The following is a 15278-nucleotide window of genomic DNA, read 5'->3' on the forward strand; positions in this document are numbered from 1 at the left end:
CAACAAATCCTGGTTGTGCGCGCGGAACAGGATCGCCAATGCGATCGCCACCATCATCAGCAATAGGGTAAACAACGTCTTTTTTTTCATTATGTCAGTTCCCGGAACGGTAAGCGGCGGGCGAGTATTATCATTTCCATATTTCAAATTGCTCCAAAAAACACCATTGCTCTCATGAGGATATCACAAGCACATATCTCCTCTTTTATAACTATAAATTGGATTATGCTTTTAACACTAAAAAGCATCATTTTCGGCTTTTTGGTATGCAGACCTCTGCAATCGCCCTTTAAGCGATCCACTCTCTGATGGACGATGTCATGACTGAAAACACTGCCGTACCGCTGTCGGTACTGGATTTATCGCCAATTCCGCAAGGGGCCAAAGCGCGCGACGCTTTCCACTGTTCGCTGGATCTGGCGCAACACGCCGAACGCTGGGGCTACCAGCGCTACTGGCTGGCCGAGCACCACAACATGACCGGCATCGGTAGCGCCGCCACCTCGGTGCTGCTGGGCTATCTGGCCGCCGGCACCCAAAGCATTCGCCTCGGCTCCGGCGGCGTAATGCTGCCGAACCATGCGCCGCTGGTGATCGCCGAGCAGTTCGGCACGCTGGAATCGCTCTACCCCGGCCGCATCGATCTGGGGCTGGGCCGCGCGCCTGGCACCGATCAGCGCACCATGATGGCCTTGCGCCGCCACCTGTCCGGCGACGTGGATACCTTCCCGCGTGACGTGCAGGAACTGCAAAACTACTTCTGCGATGCGCAGCCCGGCCAGCCGGTGCAGGCGGTGCCGGGCCAGGGGCTGCATGTGCCGCTCTGGCTGCTCGGCTCCAGCCTCTACAGCGCGCAGCTGGCGGCACAGCTCGGCCTGCCGTTCGCCTTCGCTTCGCACTTCGCCCCGGATATGCTGTTCCAGGCGCTGCAGCTGTACCGCGAGAACTTCAAACCGTCCAAACAGCTGGCGCAGCCGCACGCCATGGTGTGCGTCAACGTGATCGCCGCCGACAGCGACCGCGACGCGCGCTTCCTGTTCAGCTCGATGCAACAGCAGTTCATCAATCTGCGCCGCGGTTCGCCCGGCCCGCTGCCGCCGCCGGTGGATAACATCCACGCGCTGTGGACCGCAGGTGAGCAATACGGCGTCGAGCAGGCGCTGCGGATGTCGATCGTCGGCGACGAAAATACGGTGCGCCACGGGCTGCAAACGCTGCTGCGTGAAACCGATGCCGACGAGATCATGGTCAACGGCCAGATCTTCGATCATCAGGCGCGGCTGCGTTCGTTCGAGATTGTCGCCGGGGTGAAAGGCGACATCGTGAAGGGCTAAAAAGCGAAAAGGCGGTGGAAACCCCACCGCCTTGGCGTTAACGCTGAATCAGATAGCGGATGGTCGGCCCGTCCTGTTGAATATCCAGCACCTTGTAGCCGTGGTTGCGCGCATCGAGCGGGATGTTGTTGATCGACTGCGGGCAATCGCTGATCACCTCCAGGATCTCCCCCGGCTTCAGCTGCGGCATCGCCTCCAGCGTCGCCACCGCCGGGTACGGGCAAGGCTCGCCCAGCATGTCCAGCCGGTAGTCCGGCACTATCGTCGTCTCTTTCATGGCATGCTCCTCAAATTCACCACCTGCGCCTCAGGCCGGGCGCGGAAAAAGCGTTTCTCCCACCACAGCATGGCGGCGAAGGCCAGCGCCAGCAGCAGGTAAGTCACCAGCAGGCCGCCGATCGGGCCGAAGGTATCGAGCAGGTTAATCTTGTCGTAGTCGGTCGCCAGCGCCGGCGCCAGGTCGTCCCAGTAATAGGCCAGCAGCGTAGCGCCGATGATGTTGCCCAGCCCCACCCACCAGTAGTGCACCTGCCCTTCCACGGCGCGGTACATCCAGCCGGTCTCGCAACCGCCGGCCAGCACGATGCCGAAGCCGAACAGCAAACCGCCGAGCACCGCATTCGGGCCGGCCCACATGATCTTCGGCGCCACGCCCAGCTGCACATAGCTGAAGATACCGATGGCGCTCACCGCCATGCCGATGATGATGGCTTTCGCCATGTGGGTGCGCCCGGTGATCCACAGATCGCGGAACGCCGAAGTGAAGCAGATCTGCGCGCGCTCGATCAGCAGGCCAAAGCCGATGCCGAACAGCATGGCGATGCCGAGCTTCGGCGCATCGAACAGTGTCCACAGCGACCAGGCCACCGCCAGGCCGAAGATCGCCATGCCCAGCCGGAAACGGCGACGCGCCTGCTCAGGCTTCTGCGTCAGCGGCGCGGCGGCCTTCACCTTTTGCAACTTGATCGGAATGCGGAACATCGGCAGCAGCGTGAATTTGGCGCCGAAGTAGGAGCCGGCGGCGGTCGCCAGCGCGAAGAACCAGGCGTGTAACGAGAACTGCGGAATGCCGGTGAAAAACGCCGCCAGGTTGCAGCCCATCGCCAGGCGTGCGCCGAAGCCGGCGATGATGCCGCCCAGCAGCGCCTGCACGATGCGAATGCGGTGCTGCGGCTGACGCAGTTTGATGTTGTTGGCCCACAGCGCGGCGGCGATGCAGCCGGCGAACATGCCGATGATCATCCGCCCGTCGATGCGCTCCAGCGGCGTGCCCTGCAGGCCGATGACCTTGAAATAGCCCCACTGCTCGGGGTGCAGGCCGAACCACTGCAGCACATGGCCGCCCCAGCGGGTGAACTCGCCGGTCACCGCCCAGAAGGTGCCGGTCATGCCGAAGTAGTAGGTAGAAAGGATCCCGGCGGCGATCACCGCCGGCAGCGGCGCCCAAAAGCGCACCAGGTATTGAGATTTAAACTGCTGCCAACTCATGGCATCTCCCGTGCATATCATCCGTAAGAAAAAACCTTATGAATGATACGCCATTCAGGGGCGTTTGACGGCAACTTTCAGGCATAAAAAAACCAGCCCGCAGGCTGGTTTTTCAGAGCGCTTCACCGCGAACGGCGAATCAGCGATTACGCGTCGCCGAAACGACGACGTGGTGCTGCCGGTGCGCCGTCATCACGGCGTGGCGCCGGCTTGCCGTCACGGTTGTAGTTACCGCCACGACGCTCGCCGCCGTTACCGCCTTCACGACGTTCACCGAAGGAGCGACGCGGGCCGCCTTCGCGACGTTCGCCGTTGAACGGACGACCGTTGCCGCGACGCTCGCCACCGTTGCCACCGTCACGACGCTCGCGACGTTCGAACGGCTGTGCATCGCCCAGCAGCTGCATGTTCATCGGCTTGTTCAGGATGCGAGTGCGAGTGAAGTGATTCAGGATCTCGCCCGGCATACCTTTTGGCAGCTCGATGGTGGAGTGGGAAGCGAACAGCTTGATGTTACCGATGTAACGGCTGCTGATGTCGCCTTCGTTAGCGATAGCGCCAACGATGTGACGAACTTCAACGCCATCGTCACGGCCCACTTCGATGCGGTACAGCTGCATTTCGCCAACGTCACGACGTTCGCGACGCGGACGATCGCCGTCACGGCTGTCACGACGGTCGCCACGATCACCGCGACGATCGTCACGGTCGTTGAACTCGCGGCGCTGACGCGGCTTGAAGACCGGATCCGGCGGCAGGATCAGCGGACGTTCGCCCTGTGCCATTTTCAGCAGCGCTGCGGCCAGAGTTTCCATATCCAGCTCTTCTTCCGGCTGCAGTTTGGTCAGCAGTGCGCGGTACAGGTCCAGATCGCTGCTTTCCAGCTGTTGCTGAACTTTCGCGGCGAACTTGGCCAGACGACGCTCGCCCAGCAGTTCTGCGTTCGGCAGTTCCACTTCAGGGATGGTCAGCTTCATGGTGCGTTCGATGTTGCGCAGCAGGCGGCGTTCGCGGTTTTCCACGAACAGCAGCGCGCGGCCGGCGCGGCCCGCACGACCGGTACGGCCGATACGGTGAACGTAAGACTCGGAGTCCATCGGGATGTCGTAGTTGACAACCAGGCTGATGCGCTCAACGTCCAGGCCACGGGCCGCAACGTCGGTCGCGATCAGGATATCCAGACGACCGTCTTTCAGACGCTCCAGAGTCTGCTCACGCAGCGCCTGGTTCATGTCGCCGTTCAGCGCGGCGCTGCTGTAACCGCTGCGCTCCAGCGCTTCGGCCACTTCCAGGGTCGCGTTCTTGGTACGAACGAAGATGATCGCCGCGTCAAAGTCTTCGGCTTCCAGGAAACGCACCAGCGCTTCGTTTTTACGCATGCCGTAGACCGACCAGTAGCTCTGGCTGATGTCCGGACGGGTGGTCACGCTGGACTGGATGCGCACTTCCTGCGGCTCTTTCATGAAGCGGCGGGTGATGCGACGGATCGCTTCCGGCATGGTGGCGGAGAACAGCGCGGTCTGATGTTCAGCCGGGATCTCAGCCATGATGGTTTCTACGTCTTCGATAAAGCCCATGCGCAGCATTTCGTCGGCTTCATCCAGCACCAGGCCGCTCAGGTTAGAGAGGTTCAGGGTGCCGCGCTTCAGGTGGTCCAGCAGACGGCCTGGGGTACCCACAACGATTTGCGGGCCCTGGCGCAGAGCGCGCAGCTGCACGTCGTAACGCTGGCCGCCGTACAGGGCTACCACGTTGACGCCGTTCATGTGTTTGGAGAAATCGGTCATCGCTTCAGCAACCTGAACCGCCAGTTCGCGGGTCGGTGCCAGCACCAGGATCTGAGGTGCTTTCAGGTCTGCCTGCAGGTTGTGCAGCAGCGGCAGCGAGAACGCTGCAGTTTTACCACTACCGGTCTGTGCCATGCCCAGCACGTCGCGGCCGTTCAACAGGTGAGGAATACACTCAGCCTGGATCGGAGATGGTTTTTCATAGCCCAGATCGTTCAGGGCGGAAATGATTGGAGCAGACAGCCCCAGATCAGCAAAAGAGGTTTCAAACTCAGTCGTCATGTACACGTGCCTCATTAATAATGGCAGCCAGTCTACATAACTCGTCGAGAAAATTTTCAGTCATTTTCATTGAAAAGTGTGAACCGGCTCAAATTAGATTATAAAACGAACAAAAAAGCCCTCGCCCGTTAAGGCGATAACTTTGGTTAAAAACCAATGTCCATCAGGCTGATAGGTGTTCGTCAGCTATTGCTGGTCCGATTCCGATAGGTCGTCTTGCTCTTGGCCCAAAAGCGCCAATTCCAACAATGCATAGCGGTGCTCAACGAAGTTGTGAACGTTGTTAGACACCGTCAGTTTGAACAGCGCCGAAGCGGTGTCCTTGTCCCCCAGACTCAGGTAGTGTTTACCCAAATAGAAGTCAGTTTCACTGAGATGCTCAGCGAGCGAAGTGTTATCCGTTGCATCTGCCTTGAGGCGTTCCATCAGCGTTTTTTCGCTGATCTTGCCCAGGTAGAATTCGACAATATTCCATCCCCATTGCCCTCTGTCCGCTTTGTCATAGCGCTGCTGAAGCGCTACCTCGGCCTTCTTGGGATCGATTTCTCGCTCCACCAGATACAGCCATAACGAACGGAAGGGATCGTTTGGGTCGTCTTGATAAAACGCCTGCAGATCATCCTGCGCCAACGGGAAGCGGCCGCCATAATACAGTGCGATGCCCCGGTTTAAACGCGCGTAATTGTAAGTTGGATCAAGCTCTAGTACAGAATCAAACGCTTCATAGGCAGCATCAAAATTGCCTGCCTGCGTTAAGTAAATGCCCAGGTAGTTGAAAACTTCCGGCATGTCGGGACGTATCGCCAGCGCCTGCGAGAAATCATTGCGCGCTAATGCACGTAACCCGAGGCTATCATACAGCACACCGCGCTCATATAAAAGCTGTGCGCGTTCGTCATCCGTCAGTGCCCGGCTGGCAAGAATTTGTTCCATGCGCGCCAGGATCACTTCCTGCTGCAACGTTGGCTGCAACGGGATTGCCAAAACTTCGTCTTTACGCCAATCATGGTTGCTGCATCCTGCCAGCATGAGTGCTGTCGCAACGTAACACCAGCGCAAGAAAGGCTTCATTTCCCACTCCCGAAGACAAACATTGGATGAACGTCCTGTCCTCCGTTTGCTAAAACGCGGGCATCCTACCCGCGCGATACGAACAGCTCCCAACCCCATGGCGGGGAGCTGTAAAACTATCTATACAGTTATTCTGCTTCAGGCGCAGGTGAACCTGCTTCCGGCGCCATCGCTTCTTTGATGCTCAGACGCACGCGGCCCTGACGGTCAACTTCCAGTACCTTAACCGGCACTTCCTGACCCATCTGCAGATAGTCGGTCACTTTCTCGACGCGCTTGTCGGCGATCTGAGAAATGTGCACCAGACCTTCTTTACCACCGCCGATAGCGACGAACGCGCCGAAATCAACGATACGGGTCACTTTACCCTGGTAAATACGGCCCACTTCGATCTCTGCCGTGATCTCTTCGATACGACGGATAGCGAATTTCGCCTTCTCACCGTCGGTCGCTGCGATTTTAACTGTACCATCATCTTCAATTTCGATGGTAGTGCCAGTCTCTTCGGTCAGCGCGCGGATAACGGAACCGCCCTTACCGATCACGTCTTTAATCTTATCCGGGTTGATGCGGATAGTATGAATACGCGGTGCGAATTCGGAGATATCGCCGCGCGGGGTGCTGATAGCCTGTTCCATTACGCCCAAGATGTGCAGACGCGCGCCCTTGGCCTGGTTCAGAGCCACCTGCATGATTTCGCGGGTGATGCCTTCGATTTTGATGTCCATCTGCAGCGCGGTGATACCGTCGCGGCTACCGGCCACTTTGAAGTCCATGTCGCCCAGGTGATCTTCGTCACCCAGAATGTCGGACAGAACCACAAAGTTATCGGCTTCTTTCACCAGGCCCATCGCGATACCCGCAACGGCGGCCTTGATTGGCACACCGGCGTCCATCAGCGCCAGAGACGCGCCGCACACGGAAGCCATGGAAGAAGAACCGTTGGATTCGGTGATTTCAGACACCACGCGAACCGTGTACGGGAAATCTTCCGGTTTAGGCATCATAGCCAATACGCCGCGTTTCGCCAGGCGACCGTGACCGATTTCACGACGCTTAGGAGAACCGACCATGCCGGTTTCGCCTACGGAGTACGGAGGGAAGTTGTAGTGGAACAGGAAGCTGTCGGTCTTCTCGCCCATCAGCTCGTCCAGGTTCTGGGCGTCGCGCGCGGTGCCCAGGGTCGCGGTAACCAGCGCCTGAGTTTCGCCACGGGTGAACAGCGCGGAACCGTGGGTGCGCGGCAGTACGCCGGTGCGCACGTCCAGGCCACGGATCATGTCTTTTTCACGGCCGTCGATACGCGGCTCGCCACGCAGTACGCGGCTGCGCACCACGTTCTTCTCGACGTTGCCCAGGATGTCCTGGATTTCGCCGGCGTCCAGCGTTTCGTCCTGCGCCAGCAGGGTTTCAACTACGCTGTCTTTGATCGCGTCAACCTGAGCGTAACGCTCTTGTTTTTCGGTGATGTGGTAAGCGTCGCCCAGGCGAGCTTCGGCCAGTTCAGCCACGCGCGCGTGCAGCGCTTCGTTGACCGCTGGCGCCTGCCAATCCCACTTCGGTTTGCCGGCTTCGGCAACCAGAGCGTTGATGTTCTCGATAACCACTTGCTGCTGGTCGTGGCCGAATACCACGGCGCCCAGCATCTGATCTTCGCTCAGCACGTCCGCTTCGGATTCAACCATCAGCACCGCACCGGCAGTACCGGCAACCACCAGGTCCAGACGGCTTTCTTTCAGCTCGTCGGTCGTCGGGTTCAGCACGTACTGATCGTTGATGTAACCTACGCGCGCTGCGCCGATTGGGCCGTTGAACGGAATACCGGACAGGCTCAGGGCGGCAGAGGCACCGATCATCGCAACGATGTCCGGGTTCACCTGCGGGTTAACGGAAACCACGGTCGCGATCACCTGAACTTCGTTCAGGAAATTGTCCGGGAACAGTGGACGGATCGGACGGTCAATCAGACGGGAAGTCAGGGTCTCGCCTTCGCTCGGACGGCCTTCGCGACGGAAGAAGCTGCCCGGGATACGGCCGGCGGCGTAGGTACGCTCTTGGTAGTTAACGGTCAGCGGGAAGAAGCTCTGGCCCGGCTTGGCTTTCTTCTGGCCAACAACGGTAACGAAGACGGCGGTGTCATCCATGCTCACCATAACGGCGGCAGTGGCCTGACGAGCCATCATACCGGTTTCGATGGTGACGGTATGCTGGCCATACTGGAATTTGCGAATGATCGGTGTCAGCAAAATTATATCCTTGATTAGCGGCGCGCAATCGCATTGACGACTCGACACGCCTGTGACTCGATTTGCCTTCTCACTACATCCTCGCGACTAATGACAATCCTTATCTCAGGCGGGAGATAAAGCCTCTCATTAGCCGCGCGAACCTCTGTAACGGAAGAACCTGTTTGGAAACATCAGTAATACATTAACCTGATTTGCTTATGCTTCCTAGAAGAAAGGGGCCAAAATAGGCCCCTTTCCACTGAAACTTGCTAGATTAGCGACGCAGACCCAGACGCTCGATCAGGCTGGTGTAACGTGCTACATCTTTACGCTTCAGGTAGTCCAGCAGCTTACGACGCTGAGAAACCATACGCAGCAGACCACGACGGCTGTGGTGATCTTTTTTGTGCTCGGAGAAGTGGCCTTGCAGATGGTTGATCTGCGCAGTCAGCAGGGCAACCTGAACTTCGGTAGAACCGCTGTCGTTAGTACCACGACCGAAATCAGCTACGATTTGAGCTTTAGCTTCAACACTTAGAGACATTGTAATACTCCAGATTATAGATAATAAAAACAGGCGCCGATCTCTAATTCAGCAACCCAATGCATAAGCTGCGCCATTCTACTCTTAGCGCAGTGCGATCGCAAGGCGACGCAGTGCCCCGCCGTCAGTCGAAATGTTCGACCACCAGGCGGCGCGGCGCCACGCGACCATCCTCGGCGATGTCGCCAACGCCGATGAATTTCCGCTCTTCACCCTCGGTGATACGCACCATACCGGAGGCCGGCGCACCGGCCACCTGCACCGGCTGCCCCTGCTTGACGTAGCCCGCCACCACCGGCAGCAAATTCACTTCCGGATAGTTCTCAACCGGGCTGTCCATCGGCATCAGCAGCGGATCGAGCAGCTCGCCGGGGGCGATCGCTTGTTCCTGCGCCTGCGCCAGCAAGGCGTTCAGCTGTTCCAGCGTCACCATGCGCGCGATCGGGTAAGTCGCCACCTGCAGGCGACGCAGATAGATCACGTGCGCGCCGCAGCCCAGCAGCTCGCCGAGATCGTCGGTGATGGTGCGGATGTAAGTGCCTTTCGAGCAGTGGATCTCCAGCTCCAGCTCATCCCCTTCCCAGCGGATAAACTGCAGCTCGTACACCGTGATGCTGCGCGCTTCGCGCGGCACTTCAATCCCCTGGCGCGCATACTCGTAGAGTTTCTTGCCCTGGTATTTCAGCGCCGAATACATCGACGGCACCTGCTGGATGTCGCCGCGGAAGGTGTCCAGCGCCGCGTCGAGCTGCGCCTGGGTGAAGTTCACCGGGCGCTCCTGCACGATCTGACCGTCGGCGTCCGAGGTATCGGTACGCTGCCCCAGCTTGGCGATCACCCGATAGCGCTTGTCGGAATCGAGCAGATATTGCGAAAACTTGGTCGCTTCACCCAGGCAGATAGGCAACATGCCGGTCGCCAGCGGATCGAGCGCGCCGGTGTGACCCGCCCGGTTGGCGTTGTACAGGCGCTTTACTTTTTGCAGCGCATCGTTGGACGACAAACCCTGCGGCTTGTCCAGCAACAGCACGCCGTGGATATCACGGCCGCGGCGACGAGGGCGACTCATCAGTCCTCCTTGTCATCGCCTGAGGCGGAACGGCGCTCGGCGTCGTTCTTCACCACATTGGTCACCAGGTTGGACATGCGCATGCCTTCCACCAGGGAGTTATCGTAGGCGAAGGTCAGCTCCGGCACCACGCGCAGGCGCATCGCTTTGCCCAGCAGGGTGCGGATGTAACCGGAAGCGTCTTGCAACGCTTTGATGCCGTTGTTGACCAGATCCGGATCGTGGTTCTCGGTCAGCACGTTCAGGAAGGTGACGTAAACCTTGGCGTACGCCAGATCACGGGACACTTCCACGCCGGAAACGGTCGCCATGCCGACGCGCGGATCTTTCACTTCACGCTGCAGAATGATCGCAATCTCTTTCTGCATCTCTTGCGCCACGCGTTGACCGCGGCTGAATTCTTTTGCCATTTTGGATTCTCCAGACAAATCGGGGGGCACAAAGGCCCCCCGTAAACAGATATAAGCAGATGTGCAATCGTTAAGCGATGGTGCGTTGGATCTCAATGATCTCGAACACTTCGATCATGTCGCCGACGCGCACGTCGTTATAGTTCTTAACGCCGATACCACATTCCATGCCGTTACGGACTTCGTTAACGTCATCTTTGAAGCGGCGCAGGGATTCCAGCTCGCCTTCATAGATAACCACGTTGTCGCGCAGTACGCGGATTGGGTTGTGACGCTTGATGGTCCCTTCGGTAACCATACAGCCGGCGATAGCGCCGAACTTAGGCGATTTGAACACGTCGCGCACTTCGGCCAGGCCGATGATCTGCTGCTTGTATTCCGGCGCCAGCATACCGCTCATCGCCTGCTTCACTTCGTCGATCAGGTTATAGATCACGGAGTAGTAACGCAGATCCAGGCTTTCCGCTTCGATCACGCGGCGCGCAGAAGCGTCGGCACGCACGTTGAAGCCCAGGATGATGGCGTTGGAAGCCGCAGCCAGCGTCGCGTCGGTTTCGGTGATACCACCTACGCCGGAGCCGACAATCTTCACCTTCACTTCGTCGGTGGAGAGTTTCAGCAGCGAGTCGCTGATCGCTTCGCAAGAACCCTGAACGTCGGATTTCAGTACGATGTTCAGCTCGGACACTTCGCCGTCGGTCATGTTGGCGAACATGTTTTCCAGCTTGGACTTCTGCTGACGCGCCAGTTTGACTTCGCGGAACTTGCCCTGACGATACAGCGCCACTTCACGCGCTTTCTTCTCGTCACGCACTACGGTCGCTTCGTCACCCGCTGCAGGCACGCTGGACAGACCCAGGATTTCCACAGGGATAGACGGACCGGCGGAGGTCACTTCACGGCCCAATTCGTCGCGCATCGCACGCACACGGCCGTATTCGAAGCCACACAGGACGATGTCGCCCTTGTTCAGCGTACCTTCCTGAACCAGCACGGTAGCCACTGGGCCACGGCCTTTATCCAGGAAGGACTCGATCACTACGCCGCTCGCCATGCCGCTGCGTACCGCTTTCAGTTCCAGAACTTCGGCCTGCAGCAGGATAGCCTGCAGCAGTTCGTCGATACCGGTACCGGCTTTCGCGGACACGTGTACGAACTGCGCTTCGCCGCCCCACTCTTCCGGCATAACGCCGTACTGAGACAGTTCCTGCTTAACGCGGTCCGGATCGGCTTCCGGTTTGTCGATTTTGTTAACCGCAACCACCAATGGCACCTGCGCCGCTTTCGCGTGCTGGATAGCTTCGATGGTCTGTGGCATCACGCCGTCATCAGCCGCCACCACCAGAACCACGATGTCAGTTGCCTGAGCACCGCGAGCACGCATCGAGGTAAACGCGGCGTGGCCCGGGGTATCCAGGAAGGTGATCATGCCGTTCTCGGTTTCTACGTGGTAGGCACCGATGTGCTGGGTAATGCCGCCGGCTTCGCCCGCCGCCACTTTAGTGGAGCGGATGTAGTCCAGCAGAGAGGTTTTACCGTGGTCAACGTGGCCCATGATGGTCACGACCGGCGCACGCGGTTCAGCCGCAGCGCCCGTATCACGGTCGCTCATCAGCGCTTCTTCCAGCTCGTTTTCACGACGCAGGATAACTTTGTGGCCCATCTCTTCGGCAACCAGCTGTGCGGTTTCCTGGTCGATAACCTGGTTGATGGTGGCCATGGCGCCCAGCTTCATCATCACTTTGATGACCTGAGAACCTTTTACCGCCATCTTGTTGGCCAGCTCGGCCACGGTGATGGTTTCACCGATCACCACGTCGCGGTTAACCACCTGCGCCGGCTTGTTGAAGCCCTGCTGCAGAGCGCTAGGCTTGCGTTTGCCGCCTTTACCGCCACGGGTAACGGCGCGCGCTTCTTCGCGATCCGCTTTGGATTCGGACAGCTTGTTGCCTTTCTTCTGCTTGGTGGCTTTGCCGCCGCGGGTGCGGCTGCGACGATCGCCTTCAACTTTGGCGTCGTTTTCGTCTTCAGCGGCACGGGCGTGCTGAGAGGTGGTCACGTGATAGTCGGCGCTTTCAACCGCAGCGCTTGCCGCGTCGGCCTGGGCCCACTTCTCGCCGTTCTCTTCGGCCATGCGACGGGCTTCTTCCGCCACGCGCTTGGCTTCCTCTTCAACCTTGCGGCGCACTTCCTCTTCCGCTTTACGTTTCAGTTCAGCGGCTTCGGCTTCACGGCGTGCTTTTTCCGCCTGAGCTGGCTTGGTCATTTCGTCGGTATGTTGATTGGTCACTTTTTCTTTTTCCGCTGAATTACGCTTAGCAATCTCCGCGGCCTCACGTTTGGCTTGCTCTTCGGCTGCGCGCTTCGCTTCCGCTTCGCGTTTTGCGAGCTCTTCCGCTTCACGCCGTGCCTGCTCTTCCGCTTCACGCTGTGCCTGCTCTGCCGCTTCAGCCAACTGGGCTTCCTGCGTATCGCGATTTACATAAGTGCGTTTCTTGCGGACCTCAATTTGCACCGATTTACTTTTACCGCCGGTGCTCGGGATATTCAAGGTGCTGCGCGTTTTGCGCTGCAAAGTGAGTTTACCCGGCGCGCTGCCGTGTTCACGGTTCAGGTGCGCCAGCAATGTTTCTTTTTCTTGCTGGGTAACAGAGTCCGACTCGGACTTGTTGATCCCTGCATCAGCAAACTGCTGTACCAGGCGATCAACCGGAGTCTGAATCTCTGCTGCCAGCGATTTTACGGTTACATCTGTCGTCATGCTGTTCCTTCCTGCTACAGTTATTACGCGTTGTCGCCAAACCAACAGATATTGCGTGCAGCCATGATCAGCTCGCCGGCTTGCTCATCGCTAAGCCCTTCAATATCAGCCAGATCGTCAACACCCTGCTCGGCAAGATCTTCCAGCGTACAAACCCCACGCGCGGCCAGTTTAAAGGCCATGCTGCGCTCAAGACCCGGCAGGTTGAGCAAATCGTCGGCCGGTTTGTTGTCGCCCAGGCTTTCTTCTTGTGCCAGGGCCAGCGTGGTCAATGCAGCTTTGGCGCGTTCGCGCAATGCTTCAACCGTATCTTCATCCAGACCGTCGATTTCCAACAGCTCTTTGATCGGCACGTAGGCCAGCTCTTCCAGCGTGGAGAAGCCTTCTTCAACCAGTACGGTGGCGAAATCTTCGTCGATATCAAGATACTTGGTGAAGGTATCAATAGCGGCATGAGCCTCGGCCTGGTGCTTGGCCTGCAGGTCGTCCGCCGTCATCACGTTCAGTTCCCAACGATCGTCGCCGCGGTGTTGTTTCAGCAGCTGGGAAGCCAAACGCACGTTTTGGCCGTTACGGCCGATCGCCTGCGCCAGGTTGCTGGCTTCAACGGCGATATCCATGGTGCAGTTATCTTCGTCTACCACGATCGACGCGACGTCTGCCGGCGCCATGGCGTTGATGACGAATTGCGCAGGGTTATCATCCCACAGGATGATGTCGATACGTTCGCCGCCGAGCTCGCTCGACACGGCCTGAACGCGCGCACCGCGCATGCCTACGCAAGCGCCGACCGGGTCGATGCGCTTGTCGTTGGTTTTCACTGCAATTTTCGCGCGGGAGCCAGGATCGCGGGCTGCCGCTTTAATTTCAATCACTTCTTCGCCGATTTCCGGCACTTCGATGCGGAACAGTTCTTTCAGCATTTCCGAGCTGGAACGGCTGACGAACAGCTGCGCGCCGCGAGCTTCAGGACGCACGGCGTACAGTACGCCGCGAATGCGGTCGCCCGGACGGAAGTTTTCGCGCGGCAGCATGTCTTCACGGCCAATCACCGCTTCGGCGTTGTTGCCCAGATCCAGCGCGATGCTGTCGCGGTTCACTTTCTTCACCACGCCGGTGACGATCTCGCCTTCGTGTTCACGGAAAGCGTCGACCACCATCGCACGCTCGGCTTCGCGCACTTTCTGCACGATAACCTGCTTGGCGGTTTGGGTGGTGATACGGTCGAAGGTCACGGATTCGATCTGATCTTCGACGTAGCCACCGAGCTCGATGCTCGGATCTTCAAACTGAGCGGCTTCCAGCGTGATTTCACGCGTTGGCTGAGTCACTTCGTCTACGGCGACCCAACGGCGGAAGGTATCGAAATCGCCGGTTCTGCGGTCAATGCTGACGCGCACGTCGATTTCCTGCTCGTATTTTTTCTTGGTTGCGGTGGCTAATGCAGTTTCCAGCGCTTCGAAAATCTTCTCACGCGGAAGGGATTTTTCATTGGAAACTGCTTCAACAACAGCCAGAATCTCTTTGTTCATCCTAGTTGCCTCTTCCAAACTTTAAAAGTGGGGTACCAGGTTCGCTTTCTGGATGTTGCTCAGCGCGAACACTTCATCTTTCCCTTCCACAGTAACCGTGATCATCTCGCCTTCGACAGACTTGATAATACCCTGCCACTTGCGACGGTTCTGTACCGCCATGCGCAGGACCAGGCTGACTTCTTCACCGAGGTAACGCGTATAGTGTTCTGCGGTGAACATCGGGCGATCAAGGCCAGGAGAGGAGACTTCCAAGTTGTAAGCGACCGTGATTGGATCTTCGACGTCCAATACAGCGCTGACCTGGTGGCTGACATCAGCGCAATCATCAACATTGATGCCGTTGTCACTATCAATATAGATGCGGAGCGTCGATTGGCGCGCACGAATGAATTCGATGCCTACAAGCTCAAAGCCCAACGCTTCTACGGGTGCCGAAAGCATCTCTGTTAACTGTTGCTCTAATGTGGACAAGCCCACCCCCAAGACATAAAAAAAGGGCTAAATAGCCCAGTGATTCTGTTGCCAAATAACAAAAAACCCCGAAAAATCGGGGCTTTATGCAACTGGACCCTGTTTGCCGCTAGGCGGCCTCGGTACAACTTTCGAGCAAGTGTCATTTTCAAATGTTGATCGAGAAAAGCGGGTTTCAATCGAAAAGTGTATTTGAAAATAAACACTTAAAGGAAAGTGGTTGCGGGGGCCGGATTTGAACCGACGACCTTCGGGTTATGAGCCCGACGAGCTACCAGGCTGCTCCACCCCGCGTCCG

At 58.1% G+C, this 15278-nt stretch carries 13 protein-coding genes and 1 tRNA gene; 1 reads left to right on the forward strand and 13 read right to left on the reverse strand.

Translation table 11 applies throughout. From position 1 onward, the window contains the following. Positions 1-320 precede the first annotated feature (320 nt). Entirely contained in the window at positions 321-1334 is a 1014-nt protein-coding gene (locus tag AC6BYQ_RS27510) for a luciferase-like monooxygenase (RefSeq protein ID WP_175565696.1), read from the forward strand. A gap of 37 nt (positions 1335-1371) precedes the next feature. Here AC6BYQ_RS27510 and yedF read toward each other — a convergent pair whose 3' ends face one another. The 13 genes from yedF to AC6BYQ_RS27575 all read right to left on the reverse strand — a co-directional run bounded on the left by yedF (position 1372) and on the right by AC6BYQ_RS27575 (position 15274). Next, positions 1372-1611: a sulfurtransferase-like selenium metabolism protein YedF gene (gene yedF / locus AC6BYQ_RS27515; RefSeq protein ID WP_004933486.1), complete on the reverse strand. Its 240-nt coding sequence runs from the start codon at positions 1609-1611 to the stop codon at positions 1372-1374. After that, positions 1608-2822 (reverse strand): selenium metabolism membrane protein YedE/FdhT, encoded by a 1215-nt coding sequence (gene yedE / locus AC6BYQ_RS27520; protein ID WP_019453334.1) that lies wholly within the window; start codon positions 2820-2822, stop codon positions 1608-1610. Before yedE ends, yedF begins: the two co-directional genes overlap by 4 nt. 146 nt (positions 2823-2968) lie before the next feature. Next, positions 2969-4891 (reverse strand): DEAD/DEAH family ATP-dependent RNA helicase, encoded by a 1923-nt coding sequence (locus AC6BYQ_RS27525; protein WP_004933492.1) that lies wholly within the window; start codon positions 4889-4891, stop codon positions 2969-2971. Next, the gene (gene yrbN, locus AC6BYQ_RS27530; protein WP_099032700.1) at positions 4881-4961 is read right to left on the reverse strand and encodes a protein YrbN; all 81 of its coding nucleotides are present in this window, start codon (positions 4959-4961) and stop codon (positions 4881-4883) included. The genes AC6BYQ_RS27525 and yrbN overlap by 11 nt, the downstream gene beginning before the upstream one ends. A 116-nt stretch (positions 4962-5077) precedes the next feature. Beyond that, positions 5078-5962, reverse strand: a complete 885-nt coding sequence (nlpI, locus tag AC6BYQ_RS27535) for a lipoprotein NlpI (protein ID WP_004933495.1) — start codon at positions 5960-5962, stop codon at positions 5078-5080. Positions 5963-6090: 128 nt separating this feature from the next. Next, a complete protein-coding gene (gene pnp / locus AC6BYQ_RS27540) occupies positions 6091-8208 on the reverse strand; it encodes a polyribonucleotide nucleotidyltransferase (RefSeq protein WP_019453336.1) in 2118 nt (705 codons plus the stop codon). Between the two features lie 256 nt (positions 8209-8464). Then, positions 8465-8734, reverse strand: coding sequence for a 30S ribosomal protein S15 (gene rpsO, locus AC6BYQ_RS27545; RefSeq protein ID WP_004933502.1), 270 nt, complete (start codon positions 8732-8734; stop codon positions 8465-8467). Between the two features lie 124 nt (positions 8735-8858). Beyond that, positions 8859-9803, reverse strand: a complete 945-nt coding sequence (gene truB, locus AC6BYQ_RS27550; protein WP_004933505.1) for a tRNA pseudouridine(55) synthase TruB — start codon at positions 9801-9803, stop codon at positions 8859-8861. Beyond that, a complete protein-coding gene (rbfA, locus tag AC6BYQ_RS27555; protein WP_019453338.1) occupies positions 9803-10213 on the reverse strand; it encodes a 30S ribosome-binding factor RbfA in 411 nt (136 codons plus the stop codon). Before rbfA ends, truB begins: the two co-directional genes overlap by 1 nt. Positions 10214-10283: 70 nt before the next feature. Further along, on the reverse strand, positions 10284-12974 hold the full coding sequence (gene infB / locus AC6BYQ_RS27560) for a translation initiation factor IF-2 (protein WP_019453339.1): 2691 nt from the start codon (positions 12972-12974) through the stop codon (positions 10284-10286). Between the two features lie 23 nt (positions 12975-12997). Continuing rightward, complete coding sequence (nusA, locus tag AC6BYQ_RS27565; protein ID WP_019453340.1) at positions 12998-14506, reverse strand: transcription termination factor NusA; 1509 nt, start codon at positions 14504-14506, stop codon at positions 12998-13000. A 21-nt stretch (positions 14507-14527) separates the two neighbouring features. After that, positions 14528-14980, reverse strand: coding sequence for a ribosome maturation factor RimP (gene rimP, locus AC6BYQ_RS27570; protein WP_004933515.1), 453 nt, complete (start codon positions 14978-14980; stop codon positions 14528-14530). A 217-nt stretch (positions 14981-15197) separates the two neighbouring features. Then, positions 15198-15274: transfer RNA gene (locus tag AC6BYQ_RS27575), tRNA-Met, on the reverse strand. Positions 15275-15278: the final 4 nt, after the last annotated feature.

The sequence above is a fragment of the Serratia sp. LTN-2 genome (genome assembly GCF_059740205.1).

Excerpts from the sequence above, each read along its gene's own strand:
- AC6BYQ_RS27510 (WP_175565696.1), top strand. The coding sequence starts at position 321 with ATGACTGAAAACACTGCCGTACCGCTGTCGGTACTGGATTTATCGCCA.
- yedF (WP_004933486.1), bottom strand. The coding sequence starts at position 1,611 with ATGAAAGAGACGACGATAGTGCCGGACTACCGGCTGGACATGCTGGGC.
- yedE (WP_019453334.1), bottom strand. The coding sequence starts at position 2,822 with ATGAGTTGGCAGCAGTTTAAATCTCAATACCTGGTGCGCTTTTGGGCG.
- AC6BYQ_RS27525 (WP_004933492.1), bottom strand. The coding sequence starts at position 4,891 with ATGACGACTGAGTTTGAAACCTCTTTTGCTGATCTGGGGCTGTCTGCT.
- yrbN (WP_099032700.1), bottom strand. The coding sequence starts at position 4,961 with ATGAAAATGACTGAAAATTTTCTCGACGAGTTATGTAGACTGGCTGCC.
- nlpI (WP_004933495.1), bottom strand. The coding sequence starts at position 5,962 with ATGAAGCCTTTCTTGCGCTGGTGTTACGTTGCGACAGCACTCATGCTG.
- rpsO (WP_004933502.1), bottom strand. The coding sequence starts at position 8,734 with ATGTCTCTAAGTGTTGAAGCTAAAGCTCAAATCGTAGCTGATTTCGGT.
- truB (WP_004933505.1), bottom strand. The coding sequence starts at position 9,803 with ATGAGTCGCCCTCGTCGCCGCGGCCGTGATATCCACGGCGTGCTGTTG.
- rbfA (WP_019453338.1), bottom strand. The coding sequence starts at position 10,213 with ATGGCAAAAGAATTCAGCCGCGGTCAACGCGTGGCGCAAGAGATGCAG.
- infB (WP_019453339.1), bottom strand. The coding sequence starts at position 12,974 with ATGACGACAGATGTAACCGTAAAATCGCTGGCAGCAGAGATTCAGACT.
- nusA (WP_019453340.1), bottom strand. The coding sequence starts at position 14,506 with ATGAACAAAGAGATTCTGGCTGTTGTTGAAGCAGTTTCCAATGAAAAA.